At 69.8% G+C, this 25,477-nt stretch carries 22 protein-coding genes; 3 read left to right on the top strand and 19 right to left on the bottom strand.

Going from position 1 to position 25,477, the window contains the following annotated elements:
• Positions 1-46 precede the first annotated feature (46 nt).
• The 3 genes from LFM09_RS12580 to LFM09_RS12570 are packed head-to-tail and all read left to right on the top strand — an operon-like array spanning position 47 to position 4,123.
• Entirely contained in the window at positions 47-2,869 is a 2,823-nt protein-coding gene (locus LFM09_RS12580) for a CHAT domain-containing protein (RefSeq protein WP_414096575.1), read from the top strand.
• 28 nt (positions 2,870-2,897) lie between these two features.
• Entirely contained in the window at positions 2,898-3,296 is a 399-nt protein-coding gene (locus LFM09_RS12575; RefSeq protein WP_414096574.1) for a hypothetical protein, read from the top strand.
• A complete protein-coding gene (locus LFM09_RS12570) occupies positions 3,296-4,123 on the top strand; it encodes a hypothetical protein (protein WP_414096573.1) in 828 nt (275 codons plus the stop codon). Before LFM09_RS12575 ends, LFM09_RS12570 begins: the two co-directional genes overlap by 1 nt.
• Here LFM09_RS12570 and LFM09_RS12565 read toward each other — a convergent pair.
• The 19 genes from LFM09_RS12565 to LFM09_RS12475 form a co-directional block, all read right to left on the bottom strand.
• Complete coding sequence (locus LFM09_RS12565) at positions 4,106-5,146, bottom strand: acyl-CoA dehydrogenase family protein (protein WP_414096572.1); 1,041 nt, start codon at positions 5,144-5,146, stop codon at positions 4,106-4,108. The genes LFM09_RS12570 and LFM09_RS12565 overlap by 18 nt on opposite strands.
• Positions 5,143-6,144 (bottom strand): methyltransferase, encoded by a 1,002-nt coding sequence (locus LFM09_RS12560; protein WP_414096571.1) that lies wholly within the window; start codon positions 6,142-6,144, stop codon positions 5,143-5,145. Before LFM09_RS12560 ends, LFM09_RS12565 begins: the two co-directional genes overlap by 4 nt.
• Positions 6,141-7,172, bottom strand: a complete 1,032-nt coding sequence (locus LFM09_RS12555) for a methyltransferase (protein ID WP_414096570.1) — start codon at positions 7,170-7,172, stop codon at positions 6,141-6,143. Before LFM09_RS12555 ends, LFM09_RS12560 begins: the two co-directional genes overlap by 4 nt.
• A gap of 17 nt (positions 7,173-7,189) precedes the next feature.
• A complete protein-coding gene (locus tag LFM09_RS12550) occupies positions 7,190-7,624 on the bottom strand; it encodes a PhzA/PhzB family protein (protein WP_414096569.1) in 435 nt (144 codons plus the stop codon).
• Between the two features lie 8 nt (positions 7,625-7,632).
• Positions 7,633-8,295, bottom strand: a complete 663-nt coding sequence (gene phzG / locus LFM09_RS12545) for a phenazine biosynthesis FMN-dependent oxidase PhzG (RefSeq protein WP_414096568.1) — start codon at positions 8,293-8,295, stop codon at positions 7,633-7,635.
• Positions 8,288-9,109 (bottom strand): PhzF family phenazine biosynthesis protein, encoded by an 822-nt coding sequence (locus LFM09_RS12540; RefSeq protein WP_414096567.1) that lies wholly within the window; start codon positions 9,107-9,109, stop codon positions 8,288-8,290. Before LFM09_RS12540 ends, phzG begins: the two co-directional genes overlap by 8 nt.
• A gap of 11 nt (positions 9,110-9,120) precedes the next feature.
• Complete coding sequence (locus tag LFM09_RS12535; RefSeq protein WP_414096566.1) at positions 9,121-10,962, bottom strand: anthranilate synthase family protein; 1,842 nt, start codon at positions 10,960-10,962, stop codon at positions 9,121-9,123.
• On the bottom strand, positions 10,959-11,570 hold the full coding sequence (locus LFM09_RS12530; protein WP_414096565.1) for an isochorismatase family protein: 612 nt from the start codon (positions 11,568-11,570) through the stop codon (positions 10,959-10,961). Before LFM09_RS12530 ends, LFM09_RS12535 begins: the two co-directional genes overlap by 4 nt.
• Positions 11,571-11,580: 10 nt before the next feature.
• Entirely contained in the window at positions 11,581-12,042 is a 462-nt protein-coding gene (locus LFM09_RS12525; RefSeq protein WP_414096564.1) for a PhzA/PhzB family protein, read from the bottom strand.
• Positions 12,032-13,174, bottom strand: coding sequence for a DegT/DnrJ/EryC1/StrS family aminotransferase (locus LFM09_RS12520; protein WP_414096563.1), 1,143 nt, complete (start codon positions 13,172-13,174; stop codon positions 12,032-12,034). Before LFM09_RS12520 ends, LFM09_RS12525 begins: the two co-directional genes overlap by 11 nt.
• Positions 13,171-14,301, bottom strand: a complete 1,131-nt coding sequence (locus LFM09_RS12515; RefSeq protein WP_414096562.1) for a nucleotide disphospho-sugar-binding domain-containing protein — start codon at positions 14,299-14,301, stop codon at positions 13,171-13,173. The genes LFM09_RS12520 and LFM09_RS12515 overlap by 4 nt, the downstream gene beginning before the upstream one ends.
• Before the next feature lie 2 nt (positions 14,302-14,303).
• Positions 14,304-15,407, bottom strand: coding sequence for a DegT/DnrJ/EryC1/StrS family aminotransferase (locus LFM09_RS12510; protein ID WP_414096561.1), 1,104 nt, complete (start codon positions 15,405-15,407; stop codon positions 14,304-14,306).
• Complete coding sequence (locus tag LFM09_RS12505) at positions 15,407-16,684, bottom strand: NDP-hexose 2,3-dehydratase family protein (protein ID WP_414096560.1); 1,278 nt, start codon at positions 16,682-16,684, stop codon at positions 15,407-15,409. Before LFM09_RS12505 ends, LFM09_RS12510 begins: the two co-directional genes overlap by 1 nt.
• Positions 16,685-17,115: 431 nt before the next feature.
• A complete protein-coding gene (locus tag LFM09_RS12500) occupies positions 17,116-18,057 on the bottom strand; it encodes an NADP-dependent oxidoreductase (RefSeq protein WP_414096595.1) in 942 nt (313 codons plus the stop codon).
• A gap of 15 nt (positions 18,058-18,072) precedes the next feature.
• A complete protein-coding gene (locus LFM09_RS12495) occupies positions 18,073-18,507 on the bottom strand; it encodes a nuclear transport factor 2 family protein (RefSeq protein ID WP_414096559.1) in 435 nt (144 codons plus the stop codon).
• On the bottom strand, positions 18,504-18,902 hold the full coding sequence (locus LFM09_RS12490; RefSeq protein WP_414096558.1) for a nuclear transport factor 2 family protein: 399 nt from the start codon (positions 18,900-18,902) through the stop codon (positions 18,504-18,506). The genes LFM09_RS12495 and LFM09_RS12490 overlap by 4 nt, the downstream gene beginning before the upstream one ends.
• A gap of 127 nt (positions 18,903-19,029) precedes the next feature.
• Positions 19,030-23,067 (bottom strand): acyltransferase domain-containing protein, encoded by a 4,038-nt coding sequence (locus LFM09_RS12485; RefSeq protein WP_414096557.1) that lies wholly within the window; start codon positions 23,065-23,067, stop codon positions 19,030-19,032.
• 143 nt (positions 23,068-23,210) lie between these two features.
• Entirely contained in the window at positions 23,211-23,996 is a 786-nt protein-coding gene (locus tag LFM09_RS12480) for a helix-turn-helix transcriptional regulator (RefSeq protein WP_414096556.1), read from the bottom strand.
• Positions 23,997-24,122: 126 nt separating this feature from the next.
• Positions 24,123-25,430, bottom strand: coding sequence for a hypothetical protein (locus LFM09_RS12475; protein WP_414096555.1), 1,308 nt, complete (start codon positions 25,428-25,430; stop codon positions 24,123-24,125).
• Positions 25,431-25,477: the final 47 nt, after the last annotated feature.

The following is a 25,477-nucleotide window of genomic DNA, read 5'->3' as shown; positions in this document are numbered from 1 at the left end:
TTCCGAAATGGCGAGTTGGCCGAGCAAGATCTGCGAAGCTGGACCGATGGGGTTCCGGGTGCGCTTCACAGCCGTCGCCGTCGCGGTGGCGGCGTGGGGCATCTGGATCGGCTGGCGGCGGTACACCCTCGCGTTCCTGCCCGAGGACAGCGTGTTCGGGAACTTCGGCTACGTGATCAACCCCGAGACCGGGCGCCGCCTCAAGCTCACCGCGCCGCCGGCGTTCATGGTGGCCGGCTATCCGTTGCTGCTGCTGAGCTTCCTCGGCGTCATGGTGATGGGCTTCCGCGGCCACGTCTCGGACATCAAGGTCGGCTGGCGGGCGCTGCGCGAACGGCCCGTGGTCGTGGGTCTCGGCACGGCCGTGCTCGCCGCGCTCCCGGCACTGTGCCTGACGATCAGCTACGCGATCCACGTGACCACCGGCAACGTCAGCTTCCGCACCTACCTGGCCCTCGGCTTCTTCCTGGACGTGCCGCTGACGGTGACCATCTTCGGCACGATCTTCGTCGCCACGGTGTACTTCGCGGTGATCGGGCCGTGGATGATCGACCACATCCCCCGCATGCTCGGGTGGCTGGGGATGCTCAAGATCTTCAACGGCGGCGCCCTCACGCCCGAGCAGATCGAGGCCAGGGTCGCCCGGCTGGAGAAGGAGCTCACGGCCCGCCCGTACCGCAACCAGGTCGTCGTCACCGTGATGGCGCAGATGCAGGCTGCCAAGCTGGACGGCGGAGAATCCGTCGACGACGCCATGTTGCGCACGATGACCCTCATCCCAGCACTCGAAGAACCGAGCCTGCTGCACGTGTTCTCGCCGAGCCTGTACGACGCCGACGAACGGTGCCAGTTCGCCCGGACGCTGGTGAAGACCTACCGGCGCACGGACTCGCGGGCCCACCTCGACGTGGCGATCCGGCTGCTCGAAGGGATCCGGCGACGCCCGCCGCTGATCACCTCCCGCCGCCGGCGCGCCGAGATCTCGTTGATCCTCGCCGACGCCCTGCACCTGCGCGACGAGCCGGGTGACCTGGTCCGCGCCCATGATCTCGTCGACGAGGCGGCTCGAATCAGCCCGGACGAAGCCCGGCGGACGCGCGCGATCCTGCTGCTCGCCGACGGCAGCGACCTCGACGAGGCGATCGCCACCTTCCGCGACCACGACGGCGACGAGATGAGGCTGGCCGCCGCCCTGCTCCGCCGTCACGAGCTCAGCCACGACCAGGCCGACCTGGAGGAGGCCCTCGGGTGCACCAGAGGGCTGCTCTGCGAACCGGGCGAGGACGACCCGGAGGTGTTGAGGGTCCACTTGGCCGTGCTCGCCCACATGGACAACGACGACTCGCCGGAACTGCTCGACGCGCTGGCCAGGGTGGACGCCCTGACCGACCCGCCGTGGGAGCTCGCGCACCAGGCAGCGACGGTGAAAGGCTTCCGCGCGTTGGAGAGCGGCGACGTCGACGGCGCGATGACGCACCTGGACCAGGTCCTGCGGCTGGTGGTCGAGGCCGCGTCACTCGGTCTGAGCCGGGCCGACCGGCAGTCCGTCCTGCGCCGCTCCCTGCTCACCCCGAGCTCCGTCGCCGCGCTGGCCCTGATGTCCGGGCGGGTCGAACGGGCCGTCGAGCTGCTGGAGCTCGGCCGCACCGTCATCTGGTGGCAGGTGCGCGAGTTGCGGGTGGCCGACGCCGGTGATCACGCGCCCCGGCTCGCCGAGATCCGGAAAGCGTTGCAGCAGCCGAACTACTCGGAGTCCGGTTCGAAGCAGGACGTCCTGGCGGTGCACCGGCAGGCCGTGAGCCGGGCGGAGCTGGCCCGCGAGTGGGACGGCATCGTGCAGCGGCAGGCGTTCGGGCACGAGATCCGCTTCGCCGAACTGCGGGAGGCAGCCAGGGGCGGGCCGGTCGTGCTGGTCACCACCACTCCCGCGCAGTGCGACGCGATCATCGTCCTTGCTGATCACGACCCGGTGCACGTGCCGTTGCCCGACCTCACCGAAGCCGACGCGGCGGCGTGGGCAGAGGGTCTGCTGCACGCCGAGGCACGCCGGATGAACGCGCGGGCCATCGCACCCCGGCTGTGGGACGCCGTCGCGGCACCTGTGCTGGCCGCCGTGGAACCGCACCTCGGGGAGGACCGGCGGATCTGGTGGTGCCCGACCGGCGCGCTGACCTCCGTGCCGATGCACCTGGCCGCACGCAACGGAAACGCCGTCCTGGACGAGGTGGTGTCCTCGTACACGCCGAGTCTCTGGTCCTTGCTGGACGCCCGGCTCGGCGAGCGGCCGCGCACCACCGAGCCGACGATGCTGATCACGTCGCTGCACGACACCCCGCCGCGACCCGACGGCACGACGTGGGCCGCGCTGCCGCACGCGGACCAGGAAGCCGAGCAGATCGCCGCACGGATCCCCGGCGCGACCCGGCTCGCCGAACGCGACGCCACGGTCGCCGCGGTCAAGGACGCGTTGCCGGGCAGCACCTGGGCGCACTTCGCGAGCCACGGCGACCTGCGCGGACTCGTCCTGCACGACGGCAGCCTCGGCATCGACGAGCTCGCCGGACTCGACCTCGGAGGCAACGAGGTCGCGTTCCTGTCCGCCTGCGTCACCGCCGTGCCCGACTCGCAGAACCTCGACGAGGCCCTGCACCCGGCCGCAGCACTGCACCTGCAAGGGTTCTCGCACGTGATCGGGACGTTGTGGAACATCCGCAGCGACGACGGCCCGGTCGTGGCCGACGACTTCTACACCCACCTGCTCGACGACGCCCCGTCCGCGCTCGCCCTGCACGAGGCGCAGCGGCGGTTGAGGACGGTGGCGCCGGACGACCCGGCCCGCTGGGCGCCGTTCGTGCACATCGGGCCTTGATACCGTTCGTTCGCAAGAGAGGGAGTCGATGTCGTTTTTCCGCCGTGGCAAACAACAACCTGAACCGCCGCCGCGCCCTGAAAAGGGTCTGCTCGCGCACGCGTGGTTCTGCGACCGGCTGCCCAAGCTGCGAGCGGAGGCCGACAAGCTGGGGTGGCGCCGCGAGCTGGAGGCCGAGATCCAGGCGGTCAAGGACGGCAGGTCCGCCACGGAGGCGATGCAGAACCTCATGCTCGACAACCCCACCGAACGCGCCGACGGTGCGGCGGGGTTGCGCGAGCTGTGGGATCCGGCGCCGATCGGGCAGCGGTTCTCCTGCCCCCGGTTCATCTGCCCGGAACGCGGCCGCGGCCAGGACGCGACCGAACCCTGGTGCAACCTCGACGACCAGCCGATGACCCCGTCCACCCACCGGCTCGGTCCTTAGTGGACAAACTGCTGCCCGGGCTGGGCACCAAACTCGCCGAACGCTGGATCAACCTGCTCGCCCTCCCCGGCGTGCTGTTCGCGATCGTGCTGGCCTTCTCGTGGTGGGTGCACGCGGTCCCCGCGCTCGACTTCGCCGCGCTGGGCAAGCGGCTCGGCGAGATCGTGGTGCCGAAGCAGAACGTCCAGCTGGCGGTGGTCGCCGGGGTCGGCGCGATGGTCGCCACCGCGTGCGCCGGGATCGCCGCGGAGGTCAGCCGGCCGATCGCTCGTCTGTGGACCGGTCGTGGCCGGTTGTCGATGCTGTTGCTGCGTCCGTTGCTGAGTCGCCGGATCCGTCGGGTTCGCGCTGCCGCTCCCGATGGGCATGACGTTCCCGAGCGCTACCTCCCTGCCCGTGCCACCAGGATCGGTGATCACATCCGGCTGGCCGAGCAACGGGTCGCAGCCCAGTACGGGGTCGCCCTGGTGCGGGTCTGGCCCCGGTTGTGGCACCTGTCCACCGCGGACGAACGGGCGATGACCCAGCTCGCGTGGGATCGTTACACCGCAGCGGCTTTGCGTGCCGCGTGGTCTCTCGGGTACCTCCTCGTCGGGCTGCTCTGGTGGCCTGCCGCGGTGGCCGGGCTGGTGGTCTACGTGAGTGCGGTGGCCGCTGCTCGCCGGGCGGCCGCGGACCTGGGGTCCGCGATCGAGTCGCTCACCGACGTGAAGCTGCTCGGGCTCGCTGCGGCGGTCGGGATTCCGTTGGCGCACGGGAGGTTCACGCCGAAGGACGGTCCCGCGCTGGAGATCGTTCTCGACAAGGGGTCATTCCATCAACGCTGATCCCGCCTCGTCGTAGACGCTCTCGGTGAGCAACGCGTGGTGCGGCACCACCGAGGCGTCCCGCAGGTAGCGCTGCAGCGGGTGGTCGTTGCTGATCGCCGCGATGCCGCTGAGGCCGTAGGCGGTGCGCACGACTTCGAAGCCGACCTCCGCGGCATGTCTCGCGGCGAGGCGGATCGTGCTTGCCTGCTTCGGGACCTCGTTGGTCACCTCGTAGAAGAAGGCGCGGGCGGACCGCAGTGCGGCTTCGGCCTTGCCGACTGTGATCCGGGCGTGCGGCCGGTCGGCCAGCCGCGGCGCGCCGGTGTGTCCACTGCGGACTGAACCGATGTGGATCACGTGGTCCAGGGCGGCTCTGGCGATGCCGAGGTTGACGGCCGCGAGCGCTTGCGCGGCGTAGGGGACGGCGGGGTAGTGGTACAGCGGCTCGTCGACGTTCGAGCGGCCGCCGCGGGCGAAGGTCCACTCGTCGGTGACGACGACGCCGTTCACCTGCAGGTCGTGGCTTCCGGTGCCCTCCAGGCCGATGACGTCCCAGTTCTCGACGATCTCGGCGTCCTCCGGGCGCAGCACCGCGAGCCGGGGGCCGTCGTCGGTCTGGATGCCGACGGCGAGGAAGTCGGCGCTCGTGCAGCCGCTGGCGAACCGCCAGCGGCCCGAGATCTTGAACCCGCCGGGCACGCGTTCGGCCGGCTGCAGGGGGAAGAGCGCGCCCGCGAAGACGATGTCCGGGCCTGTTTTGTACAGCTCGGCCTGGGTTTCCAGCGGCAGCGCGGTCAGGTAGATCTTGGCGACCTCGATGGCCGCCATCCAGCCCGCTGATCCGTCGACCTCGGCGATGCGTTCGACCAGGCGCAGGAACTCGGCGGGAGGCAAGGCATCGCCCCCGAACATCTGCGGTGTCGCGGCGCGGTAGATGCCTGCTTGGCGGAACTCGTCCATCACCTCGCGCGGCAGGTCGCGCAGTGCGGTGAACTCGGCGCGGCGGTCCGCGATGGTGGTGAGCAGGGCGTCGATCGTCATGCGGATACCGCCTCGATGATGGTGGCGTTCGGGGAGACCGGGATGACCTGGCTGACCGTGAACCCGGCTTCGGTGATCAGCGACTCGTACTCGGGCAGCGTGCGTTCCTTGCCGTGGAGGAGAGTCATCATCAGGATGTCGATGGTCTTGCCGGGGTGGGGGTCGTTGCCGGGCGGGATCACGCCGTTGATGACGAGGATCCTTCCGTTGGGGGAGATGGCTGCGCGGCACGCGGCCAGCAGTCGTGCGCAGTCGGCGTCCGGCCAGCTGGCGAAGACGTGCTTGAGGAGGTAGATGTCGCCTGCGGGGATCTTCTCGAAGAAGTCGCCGCTCTCCACGCTCCAGCGCCCGGCCAGCGCGGGTTCGTCGAGGACGTGGTGCTCGACGGTGGTGGGCAGGTCGAACAGGACACCGGTGAGCTTCGGGTGCTGGAGCAGGATGCTGCGCAGCAGGCCGCCCCGGCCACCGCCGATGTCGACGACCGTGGCGTTCTCCGGGAAGTCGTAGGCGGCGGTGACGTCGTTGCTGACCAGCTTGGAGAAGGCGGCCATGCCGGAGTCATATGCCGGGCCTGCCACCGGATCGCCGGCCAGGTAACTGTAGAAGGGCGCCCCGAAGATCTCCTCGAACACCGGTTGTCCGGAGTGGACGGTGTCGTGCAGGCGGCGGGCGGGGTCGAGGTAGATGCTGTCGCCGAGGCTGAGGATGAAGTCCCGCAACGACTTCGGCGAGTCCGCTCGCAGTGGTTCGGCCAGCGGGGTCAGGTGGAAGCGGAACTCGTCGTCCTCGCGGAACACGCCTCGGGTGGCGAGGAAACGCAGGAGGCGGTGCAGGTGCGGGCCGTGGGTGCCGGTGGTGGCGGCCAGCTCGGCGGCGGAGCGGGGGCCGTCGTGGAGGTGGTCGGCGATGCCCAGGCGGGCGGCGGTGTTCAACGCCGACGAGTACAGGTAGCCCAGGGCATGCTCGACCAGCAGGCCTGGTCTCACTTCGGTGGTCATGGCTTCTCCTCACGGCCGGGGGCGAGCGCGGAGTTCTCCTGGTGGCCGGGGACCAGCACCAGGACGGAGTTCTCCATGGGCAGATCGAGCGATTCCTTGATCTCGAACCCAGACCGAGCCGCGAGCCCGAGGTATGTGCCGTACTCACGCTGGGTTCCGCCGTTGATCACGAACAGCTGCAGGTCCCACAACGGGGCAAGCAGGTCCGTTCGGCCGTCGTGCACCACCCGTTCGATGATCAGCAGACGAGCGTTGGGCGGCATGGCCTGGCGGATGTTGCGCAGCAGCTGCACGCACTCGTCGTCGGACCAGTCACCCAGGACCCGTGACAGCAGGTAGGTGTCGGCCTCGGGCAGTTCGCCGGTGAACATGTCGGCGGCGACCAGGTCGACCCGGTCCGTCCCGATCGTCGCGGCGAAGTGCTCGCGAGCGATTGGAATCATGTGCTGCAGGTCGATGTAGGTGCCGTGAACGTGTGGCGCGGCGTGCAGCACGGTGGAGAGCAACTGTCCGCTGCCGCCGCCGATGTCCACCACGTGACCACTGAAGTCGATCACGTCCGGCACGGCGTCGAAGAAGAAGCTGTTGGCGCGCAGGCTGCGTTGGAAGCGGGCGGCCGCGCCGGGATCCTCCCCGAGATGTTCGATCAACGTGCGGCCGAACGCCAGCTCGAAGCCGGGGACGCCGGTGCGGAACGACTCGGCCGCGTGCCCCCAGGCGGTGTAGAACTCGTCGCCGTAGAGCAAACAGGTGTCGCGCAACGATCCTGGGCGCTCCTGGAACTGCTCGCCGAGCGCCGTGACGGTGTAACCGCTCTCGTCATCGCCCTCGAACAGACCGAGCAATGCCAGCACTCGCAGCAGTCTGCGCAACACCGAGGCGTCGACACCGGTCGGAGCGGCCAACGCCGTGCTGGTCCGGTGGCCCGCGGCGACGAGGTCCGGTAGTTGCAGCGTGGCCGCGACGTGCACGACCTGGGCCCGCCAAGCAGCGGTGACCAGGTCGAGTGCGGCACGGGATGCGTCCATGATCACTCCGTGTTGAATCATTCTGGAATGAAATCGCGTTTGATGTGCGGGGTCTCGATGCCGAGAGCGCGCATGTGCTCGATCGGGTTCGCGTACTCCCTGCTCGCCGCGATGAGACCGTCGACGAGCGTGAACCTGTGCACGAAGTGGTTGCGGTAGTGGCCTTCCGGGTAGTCCGGGAACCGGATCGTGCCCTCGCCGTCGCACTCCACCCAGATGGTGCCGGGTGTCTCGTGGATCTCGACGTCGGTCCACCGCCAGTCGGGCAGGACCTGCAACGAGAGTTCGTTGTGCCGCTTCAGCTTCTCCCGGCCGCGGACGGTGATCGGCCGGCCGATGTCGGTGTTGACCAGCGAGGCGGTGCCGTCCTCGGTGTAGAGCAGGTAGCGGCTCAGCCTCGCCTCGGGTTCGGTGCGGAGGTACTGCTCGACGGCTTGTCGGTTGCTGGTCATGGTTCCCCTCACGGCTGCAGCCTCGTGGCGCGCCAGCCGGTGTCGTCGCGGTCGTAGCGGAGTCGTTCGTGCAGCCGGTCGACGCCGTTGGCCCAGAACTCGACCACCACCGGTTCGAGCAGGTAGCCGACGTAGTTCTCCGGGCGTGGCAACGGTTGCGAGCCGAGCCGGCGGGCTTTCGCGCGCAGGGCCTCGACATCGGTCAGCGGGCGGCTCTGCCGGGACGCGGTGGTCATGGCGTGGGCGAACGGCGGGCGGTCCGCCCACATGGCGTCGGTTTCGGCTTCGGGCAGCAGCAGCGCCGGTCCGGCGACGGTGATCTGCTGGCTGGTCTCGCGCCAGTACAGGACTCCGGACGCCCACGGGTTCACCGCGAGCTCCCGGCCCTTCTGGCTGTCGTGGTGGGTGGCGAACACCAGGCCGGACCGCGTGATCCGGTTCAGCACGACGATCCGCGACGATGTGCGTCCGTGCTCGTCCGCCGTGGCAAGAGCCAGCGCCCGAGGCTCGCGAACGCCGTTCGTGGCGGCGGCTTCCAGCCACGAGGTCAGCAGTTGGAACGGATCGGCGGGTGGATCGATGTACTCGGGGAAAGGGATCGCGCCGTTGCCGGTCAGCGACTCGGAGCGGGACGCCGAGAGATCGCCGGTCAATGAGTCGGGCTCAGACATGGAACGTTCCCCGGGCCACCACCACTGCGTGTCCGCCGACCTCGACCGATTCCACCCGATCGCCACCCGGCTCCCCACCCACTTCGATCCGGGCCCGCATCCATGCGTGCCGTCCGATCTCCACCCCCTGCTCGATGTCCACCCACTCACCGTGCGGTGCCTGAGCGTGCCGAGCGACGTGAATGGCGATCGGACCCGCCGCCGACCCGGTGGCGGCGTCCTCGACCACCCCGTAGGCGGGGGAGAACATCCGGTTGCGCCACTGCGTGCCACCACCCGCGATGCAGTTGATCGCCATGTCCTCGAACCCACCTAACGCCCGGTGATCCGGGTCTACTTTGGACAGCGCGGCGACGCTGTCCAGTCCGACCAACACGTGCCGCGGGCCGTTGTGGTAGATCTCCACCGGGTAAGGCGGTTCCGGCACCCCGAGCGCGTCGAGCAGTTCCGATGTCCGGTCGAACGGCCGCCAGCTCGGCACCGGCTGGCGCATCACGGCGTACCCGTCCGACACCTCGAACGGTACGATGCCCATCGCGGTCTCCAACCGCAGCGAGCCGCGACCGAGCACGATCGCGGTGCCGAGCAACGGATGCCCGGCGAACGGCAGCTCGTTGACCGGCGTGAAGATCCGGACCCGCGCGTCACCGCCCTCCAACGGCCGCAACACGAAGGTGGTCTCGGACAGGTTGGTCTCGCGCGCGATGCGTTGCATCTGCTCAGGTGTGAGGTCGTCGGCGTCGAAGAACACCGCGACCGGGTTGCCGTGCAAGGGTTTGTCGGCGAACGCGTCCGCCACCGCGTAGTGGTGCACGTCGGATCTCCCTAGGCGGCGATGGCGGCGGGGCAGCCCAGCAGCCTCAGCAGCGCGGCGCCGACCAGCCCGGGACCGCCGGTGGTCAGCACGGACTCGGGGTGGAACTGCACGGAGGCGAAGTGGGCGCCGCGCAGGGCGTGCACCTCGTGAGTCGCCGGGTCGCGGGCGACTTCGACCGAGCCGACACCGTCCACCGCGAGCTCGTCGTGGGAGCTCAGAGCCGTGAACGTGTTGTAGAACCCGACCTGGGCCAAAGAGCCGAACAGGTCGATCTTCGCCTGCACGCCCTGGTTCGGCTGCGAGCGGCGGTGCAGGTCGAGCCCGAGCTGCAGGCTGAGGACCTGGTGGCTCAGGCACACGGCGAGGAACGGGCGTGACTCGGCGAGCAACCGCGCGATCCGGCGGTGCAGGAAGCCGATCCTCGGGTGGGTCAGATCGCGGGGGTCACCCGGACCCGGTCCCAGCACCACGAGGTCGTAGCCGGCGTCGTCCGGGGCCTCGGCGTGGCTCCTGACGGTCACCCGCAGGCCGAGTGCCCGAAGCTGGTGCCCGATCATGGCCGTGAAGTCGTCCTCGGCGTCGATCACCAGCACCTCGCGGCCCTCCAGCCCGGCCAGCGGGGCAGGGCGCGAGCCGAGCCAGAAGTCCGCGATGGTGTCGTTGCGGCGGGTCAGCGCGGACCGGACGCTCTGGTGCGCACCGAGTCGCGTGCCCTCCGACTCCAGCGCCGCGACCAGAGCCGCGGCCTTCGCGCGAGTCTCGGCGGCTTCGGCCGAGGGGTTCGAGTGCCGCACGACCGTGGCGCCGACGTCGATGCGGACCCGGCCAGAACGGTCGATGTCCGCGGTGCGGATGAGGATCGCCGAGTCGAGCGTCCGGCCCCCGCCGCCGATCAACGCCGCGGCGCCGCTGTAGTACGCGCGGCCACCGGGTTCGTGGTCGCGGATGGCGCGGCACGCGTTCTCCAGCGGGCTGCCGGTGACGGTCGGGGCGAACATCGTCTCGCGCAGGATCTCCCGCACGTCACGGGTGCTGCGGCCCTCGATGAAGTACTCGGTGTGCGCGACCCTGGCCATCTCCTTGAGCCGCGGGCCGATCACGCGCCCGCCGTGCTCGCAGAGGCGGGCCATCATCTTCAGCTCCTCGTCGAGCACCATGTAGAGCTCGTCGGTCTCCTTCTGGTCTTCGAGGAACTCCAGCACGCCCTGCAGGGTCGGGCCGGTCGGCGGGTAGCGGTAGGTGCCGCTGATCGGGTTCATCACGACGGTGCCGTCGTTCAGGCTCACGTGCCGTTCCGGTGACGCGCCGACGAGCGTCCGTTCGCCGGTGTGCACCAGGAACGTCCAGTAGGCGCCCTTCTCCGTGGTCAGCAGCCGGCGGAAGAACGCCGCCGCGCTGAGCGGGCCGTAGTCGCCGATCTCGGCCGTGAAAGACCGCTTCAGCACGAAGTTCGCGCCCTCGCCCGCACCGATGTTCTGCTCGATCACCCTGCGGACGATGCCCGCGTAGGTCTCGTCGTCGAGGTCGAACGCGCCGCCGGTGACCGGGGTCGGCACGTCCGGGAGGCGGGTGAGCACCTCGGCGAGCGAGAGCTGCGTTCTGGCCGTGACGGTGAGGGCCAGCAGTGGCGTTCCGTCGTCGTGGCAAGCGAACCCGCGTTCGGTGACCTGCCGGAAGGGGATGAGGGCGAGCACGTCCGCGCCGGTGTGGACGGGCAGGTCGTCGAGCGTCTCGTGGTCGGACACCGGGCCGGTCAGGACGTCGAGCACACCGGGGCCGGTCGTCTCCGGCCGGTGCAGCAGCGCGAACGGACCCGCGCGGCCGGAGAGCAGCTCGTCGAACGGTCTCATGTGAACATCTCCTTTGCTGTTGTGACAACAGCGCAGCGACCGGCGGCGTAGCCGAGTGCCATGCGGTGGTCGTCCTCGGTGAAGTCGGCTGTCGCGTCGGCGACGAAGAACGTCTGGATGTCGTTGCTGTACGCGTCGAGCGCGGTGGTCAGCACCCCGACGTGGGCGTAGACCCCGCACAGCACGAGCTGGTCGCGCCCGGCCGCACGGCAGCGTTCGAGCAGGTTCGTCCGGGCGAAGGCGCTGTAGCGCCACTTCGTCAGCACCCAGTCCCCGTCGGTGGGCGCGAGCTCCGGCACGATCTCCCGGTCCTGCGCGGTGGCGCGCATGCCGGGTCCCCAGATGTCCTTGAGCAGCCCGCGTTGCTCGTCGGTCATGCTGCCGGGCTGCGCGGTGTAGGCCACCTGCGCGCCCAGCTCCCTGGCCTGGCTCACCAACTCCGCAACCGTCGTGACCAGCTCGTCCCGCATCGGCGGGGGGAACGGGGCGAGGAAGTACCGCTGCATGTCGTGCACCAGCAGCACGGCGCGTTCCGGGTCGGCGGTCCACTGTGGAACGGACTCGGGGAGGTCGGTCGGCAGGGCGTAACCGGTGATCGGCGGGAGCATCTGAGGTCTCCTAGGTGGGAATGCCTTCGCGGCGGATCTCAGGCACCGGGATGCTGAGCGCGCGCAACTGCTGGAACGGGTTCATGAACTCGCGCTGGCGCACGATCAGGCCGTCGGAGAGCTCGAACGAGTGCAGGAAGTGGTTCTCGTAGAACCCTTCCGGGTAGCCGGCGAAGAGGATCCTCCCGCGGCCGTCGCACTCCACCCAGAAGCGGTTCGGGTCCTGGGTCTCGAAGACCTCGACGTCGAACCATTCCCAGTCGGGGAAGCACCGCAGCGACCACTTCGCGTGCTCGGCCAGGCGGTCGCGGCCGGTGGTCACGATGGGTTCCAGCTTGTCGCTGGTCCACAGACCGCCGCTGCCGTGCTCCACGAACAGCTCGTGCCTGCGCAGCCGGTCCTGTCCCTTGGTGTGCATGTACTTCTCGACCGTCGCGCGGTTGCGAGCGCGCAGCTCCTCGTCAGTGGACATGGATCCTCCTCATCGCAGCTCTCAGCGCTGTCACCACGGTGTCCACATCGGACTCCGTCAGTGCTTGGTGGATCGGCAGGTTGAGCGTGCACTCGGCGGCCTGCTCGGCCTTGGGTAGTGAGGCGTCCGAGTCGTAGGCCTTGACCTTGTGCAGCGGCGTGTACCGGTAGGTCGTGTAAATGCCTCGCGCGTACAGCTCCTTGGCCACCTGGTCGCGAACGCCCTCCGGCAGCTGCACCCAGTAGAAGTAGTACGAGTTCTCGTGCCCCGGTGGCAGCGGGGGAGGCGTTACAACGCCAGGAACATCGGCCAGCAGCGCGTTGTAGCGTTCGGTGATCTGCTTTCTGTGGGCCACGAACGACGGGAGCTTGCCGAGCTGCACATGGCCGACGGCCGCGTGCACGTCGTTCATGATGGTGCGCCGGCCGAACGAGCCGACCTCGATGTCCCACCAGCGGTTCGCGTGCCGCTCCGCCTGCGAGGAGTTGCTCTCCTGCTCCAGGCCGAAGAACGCGATCTTGCGGGCGCGTTCGATCAGCTCGGGGTCGCGGGCGTAGATCATGCCGCCGTCCACGGCGACGACCATCTTCGCGTAGTCGAAGCTCCACGCGCCGATGTCGCCGAACGTCCCGCACGCCTGACCATCCACTCTGGACGCAACGGAGTTCGCGCTGTCCTCGATCAGGAAGAGGTTCCGGGACCGGCAGAACTCGGCGATCTGCGCGACCTCACCGGGATGTCCGCCGAAGTGCAGCACCATCACGGCCTTGGTCGCCGGGGTGATGGCCGCCTTGACGTCCTCCAGCGTCGGGTTCTGCGTGCGCGGGTCGACATCGCAGAACACCGGGCGTGCGCCGTGCGCAGCGATGGCGTTCGCTTGTGCCACGAAGCTCAACGTGGGCAGCACGACGTCGTCACCGGGCCCGATGCCGAGCAGCTGCATGGACAGGAACAGCGCCTCGGTGCAGGTGTTGAGGGTGGCGACGTTCTCCCGCGGGACGCCGATGTGCTCGGCGAACGCGGCCTCGAACGCGTCCACTCGCGCGCCCTTGCCGATCCAGTTGCTGGCGAAGACCTCCTGGACGGCCTTGAGCTCCTCGGCGCCCAGCGACGGCTGGGACACGTTGATCATCGGCCGGCCAGTTCTTCGAGTCGCGGCACCAGGTCTGCTGGTGAGGGCATGGCGGCGATCTCCGTCCGCACCTCGTTCGCCGCCGTGCGCATCGACTTGTCGAACAGCACCGCGCGGATCATTTCGGCGTTCACCTCGTCAGGAGCGGCGGCTTCCAGACCGAGGCCGCGCTTGATGATCTGTTCGGAGACCTGCCAGGAGTCGGCGCTCACCGGCATGGTGAGGTGCGTGACGCCCGCGGTGAGCCCGGTGAGCGCGGTGCCCCCGCCGACGTGGTGGATCATCGAGTCGCAGGTGCTCAGCAGCGCGTGCAACGGCACCCAGCCCGCTGCCCGCACGTTGCCCGGCAGCTCGCCGAACCCGGAGATGTCGGCGTCGCCGGTGGCGAGCACGAACTCGGCGTCGACCTGGCCCGCAGCCTCGATCACGGTGCGGAACGCGCCCAGGTCCATGAAGCCGGGGGTCGTGGTGCCGAGCGTGATCGCGACACGACGCCGGGAGGGCGGTTCCAGCAGCCAGTCGGGCAGCACGCTTGATCCGCTGTGCGGTACGAGCCGCATCGACCAGCCGCCGAAGTCCTGCTGCCGCATGCTCGGCGGCCGGGTGTCGAGCAACGCGGACCTCTCCGGCGCACCGACGACCTCGTGCCGGTCGTACACCTCGTCGAGGTGCTGGCGCATGCCGTCGCGGATCTCCCGGTAACCGCAGACGCTGAGCACCTGCTCGACGGCGGGAACCCCGAACTTGCTCGCGATCAACGGCCCCGCGGGCTGCAGTTCGTCGTACAGGACGAGGTCGGGCCGCCAGTTCCGCGCCACCGCAACGGTTCGGTCGATCGTGACCTCACCGAGCCGGGCCAGCAGCTCGCCGCCCATCTCGACTTCCTTCGCGTACTCGTCGCGGCTGATCTCGAACCCGAGCCCGTACTTGGCCAGAACCGACTGGATGATCTCCATCGGGTTCACGCCTGGCGCGGGGTCGAACGCGGACAGCCCCGCCTTCGCGACGAGCTCAGGCTGGGGAGTCGCCCAGAGGATCTCGTGCCCGGCGGCGCGCAGTGCGTGGGCGATGGAGACCAACGGGAAGATGTGTCCCACCAGCCCCACGGTGGTGACCAGTACTCGCATTGTCAGAGCCCTTTCAGGACTTCTCTCACGGCGTGGATGACCTTGTCCTGCAGGTCTTCCGGCAGTGAGGCGTACATGGGCAGGGAGAAGATCTGGCCGGCCAGCCGCTCGGTGACGGGCAGCGGTCGTTGCTTCAAGTGGGCGAAGCCGGACATCGTGTGCACCGGCCAGCGGTAGCTGACGTTGAGCTCGATGTCGTAGGCCTTCAACCGTTCGAGGATCTCGTCGCGCTTCGGGTGGCGGACGACGTAGAGGTAGTAGACGTGGTCGTTGCCCGGCGCGACCTTCGGCAGCACGAGGTCGGTGTCGCCGAGCCCTTCCTGGTACCGCTGTGCGACCTTCCGGCGTGCGGCGAGGTAGCCGTCGAACCGCTTCAGCTTGGTGCGCAGGATCTCCGCGTGCACCTCGTCGAGCCTGCTGTTGTGGCCGGGTGTCTGGACGACGTAGTACTGCTTCTCCATGCCGTAGTAGCGCAACCGGCGCAGGTTCGCGGCGACCTCGTCGTCGTTGGTGATCGTGGCACCGCCGTCGCCGTACGCGCCGAAGACTTTGGTGGGGTAGAAGGAGAACGCAGCCGCGTGGCCTGTTGTGCCTGCCACGACCCCGTTGCGGCGCGCGCCGTGAGCCTGCGCGCAGTCTTCGAGGATCATGAGGCCGTGCTGGTCCGCGATGCGCTGCAACGGTTCCAGGTCGACCTGTTGCCCGTACAGGTGCACCGGCAGCAGGCACGTGGTCCGTTCGGTGACGTGCGCGGCTATCTGGTCGGAGTCCATCAGGTAGGTGTCGGGGTCGATGTCCACGAACACCGGCGTGGCGCCGACCTGGTCGATCGCGATCACCGTGGGAGCGGCCGTGTTCGAGACCGTGATGACCTCGTCGCCAGGCTTGACTCCCAGCGCGCGCAGGGCGAGCACGAGCGCGTTCGTCCCGTTGTCGCAACTGACGCAGTGCTTCGCGCCGTGATGGTCCGCGTACTCCCGCTCGAAGTTCCGCACGCTCTCACCCATGATGAGCGTGCCGGAGCGGAACACCCGGTCGACCGCGGCCAGGATGTCGTCGCGTTCGTTCTCGTACTCGGCCAGGTAGTCCCAGACCCTCGTGGTCATCAGCGTCCCTCGGATGGCTGGAAGATGAGGCAGGCCAACAGGTTGCGCGCCTCGACGTTGACGTGGTTGCCGTACCGGGCGATCTCCGCGAGCTGCGGCAGGGTCATCCAGGTGAAGTCCGGCCCGACGTCGTCCAGCTCACCCGCGTCAACGACCACATACCGGTTCTCCGCGTGGAAGAACCGGCCGCCCTCCTCCGAATGCACCGCGTCGAAGAGGATCTGTTCCTTCGGCGCCTTGAGCACGTGCTCGACGAACGCGGGCGAGGTGTCGTGATTGCCGGGCGCGCATTGCACCGTCGGCCCGATCTCGACGACGTCGTGGGTGCCTGCCTGGGTGAGCGCGCGCATCAGCACGTGCAGCTGCCCGTCGACCCGCTTGGCGAGCATCGCCACCAGGCCTTTGTGCTTGGGTGCGAGCAACGGCTGCGACCAGCTCGCCACCTCGCGGTTGCCCGCCACGACGTCGACCCCGATGACCTCGAAGTACCTGTCGTCCTCGTGCCGGATCGCGTCGTGCGACCAGATCCACTTCTTGACGGCGTTGAGCGGAAGCCGCCTGCGTTCGAGCCGGTAGCGGGACTTGGCCTCGGTGAACCAGCTCAACAGGCTCGCTGTGTCGTTGTGCGTGCCGGCACTCGTGCCGGGCAGCGGATAGCCCGCGAGCACGGTCCGCGAGTCCATGTTGACCAGGTTGTCGACGGCGAACAGCGCAGCCAGCTGCTCCCGGCTCAGCCAGCAGAACCCGTCCAGCACCTCGACGTCCTCGTCGACCTCGACGATCATGTTCCGGTTGCGCTTGCGCAGGAACCACGCACCCTGCTCGGACTGCAACACGTCTGACAGAATTCGCCCTCGCCGCGGCGCCAGGAAATGTTCGAGATAGGGCACGGCTTTACCCTGGTGAACGCGGCTGTAGTTGCTCTTCGTGGCCTGGACCGTCGGCGAGAGCTGCAACAGGTTCACGTTCCCCGGCTCGGCCTTGGCCTGCATGAGGAAGTACGGCACCCCGCGCACCCTCTTCACGAGGATGCCGAGAATTCCCGACTCGGGCTGGTCGATGATGGGTTGTGACCATTCCTCGACGGGTCCGTGGTCGGTGCTGACCTCAAGCCCTTCCACCGAGAAGAACCGGCCGCTGTGATGCCGGATGACGCCCGTGTCCTGGTCCGCTGACCAGCCCTTGAGCTGGTCGAGCGGTGCGGGCGTGACGTGAAAGGGATGTGCCTGCAGCTGTTCGTTCCACCAATTGTGGAAGTCGCCGATGAGTGAGAACACCACACCTCCCGGAAGAGGGACGAGGGTTCGGAGTTTGTCACGCGAGTTCGGCGAAATCCATCATTTGGGTACGTCTTGATTGGATGAAACGGTTTCAGCGTCTCACTTCGTAGACGAAAGAACCTTTTTGGTAGCTGAGCTGTTCTCGTAAATTATTCCTATCGGAAGGGCCGGTGGTGAAAAGGTGGTGTGAATTGCATTTCGGGANTTCGTGGACCGGTCGATCGCGGTGAGCGTGCCGGTGGACAGCAGCTGGCACACCATGGTGGCCGCGACGCCCTGGCCGCAGCCGATCTCCAGCACCCGCTCGCCGGGGCGGATCGCGAGTTGGTCGACCACGCACCGCAGACGCTCGCTCATGGTCCACATGATGCGACAGCGCGGCGGGGGGGGGGGCGGCCCCCCCCCCCCCCCCCCCCCGGCGGTGACCGTCATCCCCGGGCTTCGACGGTCAGCACGACCTTGCCCCTGGTGTGGCCGCCGTCGAGCATCTCGTGAGCCTTGGCCGCCTGCGCCAGTGGCAGCGTGGCGGTGACGGCGGCGGTGAGCAGACCGTCGTCGACCGCTCGAGCCAGCCGCGTCAGGCCGTGTCCGTCCGGGTGGACCACGTGCCGCACGACCCGCACGCCCGCAGCCGAGGCCGCCTCGTCCAGCGGGCCGGGTCCGTTGCCGGCGCCGGGAACCCTGGCGAACACCCCGCCGCGGCGCAGTGACGCCACGAGTGAGTCGTCGCCCGCGCAGTCGACGACGACGTCGACGTCGCGCACGGCATCGGCAACCCGGACCTGCTGGTAGTCAACGACTTCAGCCGCGCCGAGGGTGCGCAGGAACTCGTGGTTGTACTCGCGCGAGACACCGATCACGTGTGCGCCCAGTGCTTTCAGCAGCTGGACCGCGAGATGACCGACGCCGCCCGCGGCCCCGTTCACCAGCACCCGCTGACCGGCGGACACGTCGAGCAGGTCGAGCGTCTGCAGGGCGGTCAGCCCGCACAACGGCAGTGCCGCAGCCTCGACATGACTCGCCTTCTCCGGTTTGGCCGCCAGTTCGTGGGCGGACGCGACCACGTGCTCCGCGTAGCCGCCCGCGATCTTGGGGAAGCTCGGCATGCCGAACACCTCGTCACCGGGCGCGAACCGCACGACGCCAGGCCCGACCTGCGCGACGGTGCCGGAGATGTCCCAGCCCCAGATGTACGGCGGCCGGCCGAACCAGTCCGGGATCAGGCCCGCCCGCGACACCACGTCGACCGGGTTGGTGCCCGCGGCGGCCACCCGGACGAGCACCTCGCCGGGGCCGGCGACCGGGCGGGGCACCCGCGTCAGCTCCATCACTTCCGGCGCGCCGTATCCCCGCGCCACGACGGCTTGCATGTCCACGTCAGGTCCTCACTGCCGGAAGGAGTCGAAGCTGTCCACGAAACCCAGCTGGTGCAGATACTCCGTGAAGTGGTGGATGAGCCCGTCCGGGCCGAACTCGAACAGTCCGACCGTCTCGTTGGTGTAGACGGAACCGTCCAGCATCGCGCAGCGCGGACGCCAGCGCGCGAACACCTTGTCCGGGTCCTGCAACGGGGAGAACTCGATGAGGGTGAAGGTGACGCTGCTGAAGCCGTCGATCACCCGCTGGTAGAACTCCTGGACGGCGGCGGCTCCGTCGAGCCGCGCCGGCAGGTCGCCCGCCGTGTACGGCAGCCGCAGCACGCAGTCCGGTGCCCACAGGCGGATCCAGCCGTCCAGGTCCCGCTCGCCCAGCAACCGGAAGTACTCGCGCAGCGTCTCGAGGTTGGTGCTGCGCCGGGTGTCAGTGTCCACAGTGGTCACGACGTCTCCTTCGGCACGAACCGGTCGCCGACGCCGGCCGGGTTGAAGTACTCGGTGAACCGCGCGATCAGGCCGTCGGCGCCGAACTCGAACATGGCGATGTTCTCGTTGCTGTACTCGGTGCCGTCGGTCAGTTCGCCGCGGGGCTTCCACAGAGCCAGCACCTGGTCGGGGTCGGTGGCGGGGTAGAGGGTCAGGTCGTCGAACCGCAGCGTCCGGTACTGCCGCGCCATCCCGTCGTACAGGTCGCGCACGGCGTCACGCCCCCGCACCTCGCCGGGCAGGGAACCGACGGCGAACGGCATGACCTGCACGCAGTCCTCGCTCCACAGCCGGGACCACTCGTCGATGTCCAACGCCGCCAACAGGGTGAAGTAGTTTCGCAATGTCTCCACGTTGCGAGCACTTCGTTGTGCCGCAGGGAGAATCTCCGCACTGGAGGTCATGTTCCGAGCGTAGGGAGCGTGTTCTCCGGCCGCCAAGCGCGGCGAGCGCCGCCGTCGTGACTCCCGAAAGACGGCGTTATTCAGTCAAGTCCGCACCGCCGAGGGCACGTTCCAGTTCGCGGATCACCGCCTGGACGGTGTTCGAGCCGAGCAACGCCTTGGTGGGCAGCCGCACGCCCAGTTCGATGCGCGCCCTGGCCAGCAACTTGGTCGCCAGCACGGAGTCCATGCCCAGTTCGGTCAGCGGCCGGTGCACGTCCACGTGGTCGCTGTCGAGCAGGGCGCCCACCGCGGCGACGAACCAGTCGCCCACCGCTCGCGGCTCCTCGCGCGCCTCCGGTTCCGGCACGTCCGCGGCTTGAGTCACGTGCCCGCTCAGCACGGGGAACCAGCGGGACAACCCGTTCCCGTCGGACTCCTCCGCCCGCACGGCGAACGACCACTCATCACCGGTGGGCTGCAGGACGACGCGCAACGGGCTGCCCGGCGCGGCGGTGCCGTGCACGCGCGTTCCGGAAAGCCGCCTGCCCGCACCGAAAGCCTGGTCCACCGCGGCGGTCGCCAGCGCGGTGGCCACCTGGACGAGCTCGTGCGGCTCCGGAGCGATGACCTTGGGGTCGTAGGTCCGCACCTCGCCGGAGAGTTCCGTTGTGGCGTGCGGCTTCCGCACCCAATGCCGGCGCTCCTGCCACGGGTACAGCGGCAGATCAACGTGTGCACCGGCGGGCTGCACCTGGTCCCAGGCGATCGAGTGGCCGCGCGTGTAGGCCACGCCGAGGCCCGCCAGCATGACACCCAGCGCGGGCTCGCCGCGCAGCGCCGACCCGATGACCGTGCCGTCGACGTCGGTCTCCGCCAGCAGGTCCGAGAGCGCGGGCCCCAGCACGGGATGCGGGCCGATCTCGACGAAGGTCACCGGGCCGCTGCCGGTCAGCTCCCGGGTGAGGGCCGGGCCGAACAGCACCGGCTCGCACAGGTTGTCCGCCCAGTAGCGGCCGTCCAGCTCCACGCCGTCCACCCTCGAACAGGAAACCGTGGAGCGCAACGGAATCGAGGTCCGTTGTGGACGGACATCGGCGAGCAGTTCGGTCAGTTCCGCGCGAACCGGCGCGACGTGCGGCGAGTGCGACGCGTAGTCGACGTTGATGAGCGCGCAGAACGTTCCGGCGTCGCGCAGCGGTGCCAGGACGGTGTCCAGCGCCGCCGGATCACCTGCGAGCACGACGGAGGTCGCGCTGTTGACCGCGGCGACCGCGACGAGATCCGCGAACCGGCCGATCGCCCGGCGGGCCTGGTCGGCGCCGATACCGACCGCGGCCATCGCGCCCTGCCCCGGCAGCCTGCCGATGAGCTCACCGCGGCGCACCGCGATGGCGCCACCGTCCCGCAACGTCAACGCCCCGGACGTGCACGCGGCGGCGATCTCGCCCATGCTGTGCCCGATCACGAGGTCGGGCTCGACGCCCCACGCGCGCCAGGTGGCGGCGAGGGCGACCTGGGTCGCCCACAACGCGGGCTGCAGCTCACCGGGGCCCTCCAGCGAGTCGAAGCGGTCCGGCAGCCACCAGCCGGCCTCGGCCCTGATCACCTCGGCGCACTCGGTGAGCACCCGGCGGAACGTCGGCTCCACCTCGTAGAGGTCCTGGCACATGCCCTTCCACTGCGAACCCTGTCCGGAGTAGACGAACACGACCCTGGCCGGCGCGCTGCCGGGGACAACGCTGCCGGGGACAACGCTGCCGGGGACAACGCTGCCGGGGACAACGCTGCCGGGGACAACGCTGCCGGGGACAACGCTGCCGGGGACAACGCTGCCGGGGACAACGCTGCCGGGGACAACGCTGCCGGGGACAACGCTGCCGGGGACAACGCTGCCGGGGACAACGCTGCCGGGGACAACGCTGCCGGGGACAACGCTGCCGGGGACAACGCTGCCGGGGACAACGCTGCCGGGGACAACGCTGCCGGGGACAACGCTGCCGGGGACAACGCTGCCGGGGACAACGCTGCCGGGGACAACGCTGCCGGGGACAACGCTGCCGGGGACAACGCTGCCGGGGACAACGCTGCCGGGGACAACGCTGCCGGGGACAACGCTGCCGGGGACAACGCTGCCGGGGACAACGCTGCCGGGGACAACGCTGCCGGGGACAACGCTGCCGGGGACAACGCTGCCGGGGACAACGCTGCCGGGGACAACGCTGCCGGGGACAACGCTGCCGGGGACAACGCTGCCGGGGACAACGCTGCCGGGGACAACGCTGCCGGGGACAACGCTGCCGGGGACAACGCTGCCGGGGACAACGCTGCCGGGGACAACGCTGCCGGGGACAACGCTGCCGGGGACAACGCTGCCGGGGACAACGCTGCCGGGGACAACGCTGCCGGGGACAACGCTGCCGGGGACAACGCTGCCGGGGACAACGCTGCCGGGGACAACGCTGCCGGGGACAACGCTGCCGGGGACAACGCTGCCGGGGACAACGCTGCCGGGGACAACGCTGCCGGGGACAACGCTGCCGGGGACAACGCTGCCGGGGACAACGCTGCCGGGGACAACGCTGCCGGGGACAACGCTGCCGGGGACAACGCTGCCGGCGGCTGCGCGCAGTCCCGCGGCGATCTCGGCGGAGTCCCGTCCGGCCACGGCGATCCGGTGCCGGTGGTGGCTGCGGCGGACGGCGGCGCTGAACACCACGTCGGCCAGCGCGTCGTCGTCCGCTCGTTCGACCAGTGTCGCGTAGGCGGATGCCAGCTCCCGCACACCGTCCTCCGTGCGCGCCGAGACCGGCAGCAGATGGGCCTCCCGCTTCGGCGCGGACGGTGCGGCGGCCTGCTCGGCGGCACCGAGCACGAGGTGCACGTTGGTGGCGGACAAGCCGAAGGAGCTGATCCCGGCCAGCGCGGGCCGTCCGGTCGCGGGCCACGGTGCCGGGGAGGTCGCCGCCGCCAGCGGTGAGTTCTCGCGGGCCAGCAGCCGATGCGGCGTGCTGATCCGCAACGTCGCGGGGATGCGGCCGTGGTGCAACGCCAGCGCGGTCTTCGCCAGCCCGGCCAGGCCGGCCGCCGCCTCGACGTGGCCGATGTTCGACTTCACCGAGCCGATCAGGCACGGGCGATCCCTGTCCGCGGCGCCGAACACCTCGTCGAGCGCGGTCAGCTCCACGTCGTCGCCGACAGGTGTGCCCGCACCGTGCGCCTCGACGTAGTCGACGTCGGCAGGCGACACACCGGCGTCCGCGTAGGCCGAGCGCAACATCGCCACCTGGCCGTCGACGCTCGGCGTGATGAGCGTGTCGCTGCCGCGGCCGTTGTTGTTGACCGCACCGCCCAGGATCGTGGCGTAGACGCGGTCACCGTCCCTCAGCGCGGTGGCCAGCGGCTTGAGCACCACCGCGACCGCGCCCTCGCTGCGCACGTACCCGTCGGACGCGGCGTCGCCGAAACGGGCGGCACCGTCCGCGGAGAGGATGCCCGCCTCGGCCAGCGCGACGTAGAAGTCCGGTGCCAGCAACAGGTTCGCGCCCGCGACGAGCGCCGCGTCCGCCTGGCCCGACCACAGGTCGTGGCACGCCAGGTGCACCGCGAGCAGCGACGTCGCGCAGGTCGCCTCCACGCCGAGACTGGGGCCGCGCAGGTCGAAGAGGTGCGAGAGCCGGCCGGCCGGCATGCCCCACGCACCGTTGCCCGCCACCGCGTGCATGTCGGTGAGGCCCGCGGCGCGGACGGCGTCCCAGTAGTCGGCGTTCAGGCACGCCGTGTAGACACCTGTTCTGCTGCCTGCGAGCCGTTCCGCGGTCAGTCCGGCGTCCTCGAACGACTCCCACGCCGTCTGCAGCATCAGGCGGTGCTGCGGGTCCAGCCGCGCCGCCTCGTGGCCGGAGATGCCGAAGAAGCCGGCGTCGAAGCGGTCCACCTCGGGCAGGAAGCCGCCCACCGAGGTGGCGTCGCCCGCGGGAGGCCCGTGCCCGAACCGGTCGGGCGGCAGCTGGCCGACCGCGTCGACGCCGTTCGACAGCAGCTCCCACAGCTTCACCGGGCCGTGTGCCCCCGGCAGGCGACAGCCGATGCCGACCACCGCGACGGGCTCCCGGCCTTGTTCCCCCAGCGCCATGCGCATGTCCTCCTACGGGCACGACGGGGCCCGCGGACGGCGTGTGGCCGATGCGCCCCCGCACATCTCCAATTCATCACAAGATCGGATGAATCGGGCAGCGGTGGCAACGCCGACCTAACGGAGAACGCGTGGGAGCCTTGTCACTCGCCCTGTGTCGGCTCATGCTCGTCGACCGGCAGGTGCAGCACGACGGACCGGGTGGACTCCGCCAGGTTGAGCACGGCGACCTGGGCCGCCCGCAGCTCACCGTCGACCCACATCTCCCGCCTGCGAGGACGCTGCTTGGACACGTGGTGCGACGACCACCACTCGGCGAACTCCTCGCTGGACTCCCGCATCGCGGTGATCAGCTCCTCGAACCTCGCGTCCCAGGCGCGGGCGGCGGCGGCCCGGCGGAACCGGCCCACGACGTCGCGGGTGTCCTCCTCCCAGTTGACGAACCGCTCGCGTGCCTCGGGGGCGGTCAGCATCCACCAGAGCATGTTCCTGCGGTTGGCGGGCAGCGCACCGAAGTCGGTGTACCAGGTGGTCGCGGCGTCGTTCCACGCGACGAGGTCCCCGTGCACGTCGGCCGCGTAGACGGGAAGCCCTCGCTGCCCCATCGCGGCCACCGCCGCGCGGACGATCTTGTCCTCGGTCTCGCCGTACGGGCTCTCCTGGGGCGCCGGGCTGCCCGTCGCCAGCTGGTGCAGGTAGGCGCGCTCGTCGCTGGTCAGCCGCAGCACCCTGGCCAGGCTCGAGATGACCTCGGTGGACGCCCTGATGTCCCGTCCCTGCTCGAGGTAGGCGTACCAGGTCGGGCTGAGGCCGGCCAGGAACGCCACCTCCTCGCGGCGCAGGCCGGGGGTGCGACGACGGGAGCGCACCGGCAGGCCGAGGTCCGCCGGACTCGTCCGTTCTCGGCACCGGCGCAGAAACTGCGCCAATTCCTGCCTGTTTCGCCTGGTGTTCACACGTCCCCCCGTGGCCCCCCGGTCATTCCATCAATCTAGTCGGTATTTCGCGCGCAAGTGGTTCGGTCTTGCTCCGCGAATCTGCGGCCGCTGGTCTTCCTACCGGGAGTTCACCTGTTGGAAATCCATTTGCAAACGACTGCCCAGTGCTGCCGCAGCCCGTTGACCAGGATGTTCGCCCAGACCGGCGGCCGTCGTCGTGGCCTCGCCCACACGGCCCAGCAGCAGGAGGCTGTCGACGAGCGCGGCGGACAGGTGCGGAGGCAGCCACGGCAGCTCCTCGCTCAGGCCCTCCGCGCCGATCAACGCCCGGCGCAGAGCCGACACCGCGACCGCCGGCCGGTCCTCGGCCAGTGCGATCGCCGCCAGGGCCGCGTTGGTGAACACGGCGCTGGTGCGGTCGGTGCCGGCAGTCGCCTCCCCGAGCGCGGTGCGCGCCTGGTCGAGGCGACCGCTGACCGCGAACAGCCAGGCGCGCACGGCGTTCAGCCGCGGTGAGAGGCCACGCGCCCGCAGTGCCGCGTCCGCTCCCGGCACGTCGCCGAACCCGAAGGCGAGCACGATCGCCCTGACCAGGCTGCGCGCGTCCGACGACGTGCTCTCCGTCCGGTCCAGGTGCGCCACGGCCTGCTGGGCCTGCCCGCGCAGCAGCAGTGTCTGCGGCCACACGAGTTCCGCGGCCTCGTCTTCGCCGGCGAGCAGCGCGAGCCGGCACAACTCGTCCAGCACGTTGAGCGACAGGTCCCGCCACGCCCGCGAGATCGCCGTCCGCAGCCGCTCGCGGCCTCGCGCGTCGAGGTCGATCCGAGCGCCCGCGGCGAGATGTTGCCGAAGCAGCAGGGGATTGCCGCCGGTGGCCGCGCGAAGTGCCTCCACCGGAGCGGTTCCGCGCCCTGCGGCAGCGGCCATCTCGGCCACTTCGGCCGCGGTGAACGGCGGCACCTCCACCCGGCGGAAACCTGGCTCGTAGCGCAGGCAGTCCAGCGGGTCGGCGCCCACGTCCGACCGCATGGTCATGAACAGCAGGCCGTTCGTGCGGACCTGCACCGACCGGAGCACCTCGACGGTGGCGTGGTCGGCCAGGTGCACGTCGTCCACGAGCACGACGGGACGGCGCCCGGCGACCGCGGCCAGCAGGGCGTCGGTGACGGAGCCGAAGCCGCCCGCCTTCGGCAGCCGGAAGTCGCGTGGCAGGTGCTCGCGCAGTGCGGTCAGGCGACCGGGCGCACCGCGCAGTCGCAGCAGGGCGTCGGCCCGGTCGTCGATCATGTCCGCGATCGCCGCGAGGACGGTGGAACGGCCAGAGCCCGCCTCCCCGGCGAACACGACGGGACCGTGCCGGTCTGCCGCGAGCTCGCCGGTGATCACCTCGGTCAGGCCGGCGCGAGCGATCAGGTGCGATGACATCGGTCATACCTCCTTTACCCGGATGAACCGGATGAGGTGGCGAGATG

Source organism: Lentzea alba (genome assembly GCF_047445655.1).
GTDB classification, from domain to species: domain Bacteria; phylum Actinomycetota; class Actinomycetes; order Mycobacteriales; family Pseudonocardiaceae; genus Lentzea; species Lentzea alba_A.
The sequence above is the reverse complement of the archived record's forward strand: the minus strand, read 5'-3'. Positions and strand labels throughout refer to the sequence as shown.

Bases quoted from the DNA above. Each gene is read 5' to 3' on its own strand.
- LFM09_RS12580 (WP_414096575.1), top strand. From the start codon at position 47: ATGGGGTTCCGGGTGCGCTTCACAGCCGTCGCCGTCGCGGTGGCGGCG.
- LFM09_RS12575 (WP_414096574.1), top strand. From the start codon at position 2,898: ATGTCGTTTTTCCGCCGTGGCAAACAACAACCTGAACCGCCGCCGCGC.
- LFM09_RS12565 (WP_414096572.1), bottom strand. From the start codon at position 5,146: ATGACGATCGACGCCCTGCTCACCACCATCGCGGACCGCCGCGCCGAG.
- LFM09_RS12560 (WP_414096571.1), bottom strand. From the start codon at position 6,144: ATGACCACCGAAGTGAGACCAGGCCTGCTGGTCGAGCATGCCCTGGGC.
- LFM09_RS12555 (WP_414096570.1), bottom strand. From the start codon at position 7,172: ATGGACGCATCCCGTGCCGCACTCGACCTGGTCACCGCTGCTTGGCGG.
- LFM09_RS12550 (WP_414096569.1), bottom strand. From the start codon at position 7,624: ATGACCAGCAACCGACAAGCCGTCGAGCAGTACCTCCGCACCGAACCC.
- phzG (WP_414096568.1), bottom strand. From the start codon at position 8,295: ATGTCTGAGCCCGACTCATTGACCGGCGATCTCTCGGCGTCCCGCTCC.
- LFM09_RS12535 (WP_414096566.1), bottom strand. From the start codon at position 10,962: ATGAGACCGTTCGACGAGCTGCTCTCCGGCCGCGCGGGTCCGTTCGCG.
- LFM09_RS12530 (WP_414096565.1), bottom strand. From the start codon at position 11,570: ATGCTCCCGCCGATCACCGGTTACGCCCTGCCGACCGACCTCCCCGAG.
- LFM09_RS12525 (WP_414096564.1), bottom strand. From the start codon at position 12,042: ATGTCCACTGACGAGGAGCTGCGCGCTCGCAACCGCGCGACGGTCGAG.
- LFM09_RS12520 (WP_414096563.1), bottom strand. From the start codon at position 13,174: ATGATCAACGTGTCCCAGCCGTCGCTGGGCGCCGAGGAGCTCAAGGCC.
- LFM09_RS12515 (WP_414096562.1), bottom strand. From the start codon at position 14,301: ATGCGAGTACTGGTCACCACCGTGGGGCTGGTGGGACACATCTTCCCG.
- LFM09_RS12510 (WP_414096561.1), bottom strand. From the start codon at position 15,407: ATGACCACGAGGGTCTGGGACTACCTGGCCGAGTACGAGAACGAACGC.
- LFM09_RS12500 (WP_414096595.1), bottom strand. From the start codon at position 18,057: ATGCAAGCCGTCGTGGCGCGGGGATACGGCGCGCCGGAAGTGATGGAG.
- LFM09_RS12485 (WP_414096557.1), bottom strand. From the start codon at position 23,067: ATGGCGCTGGGGGAACAAGGCCGGGAGCCCGTCGCGGTGGTCGGCATC.
- LFM09_RS12475 (WP_414096555.1), bottom strand. From the start codon at position 25,430: ATGTCATCGCACCTGATCGCTCGCGCCGGCCTGACCGAGGTGATCACC.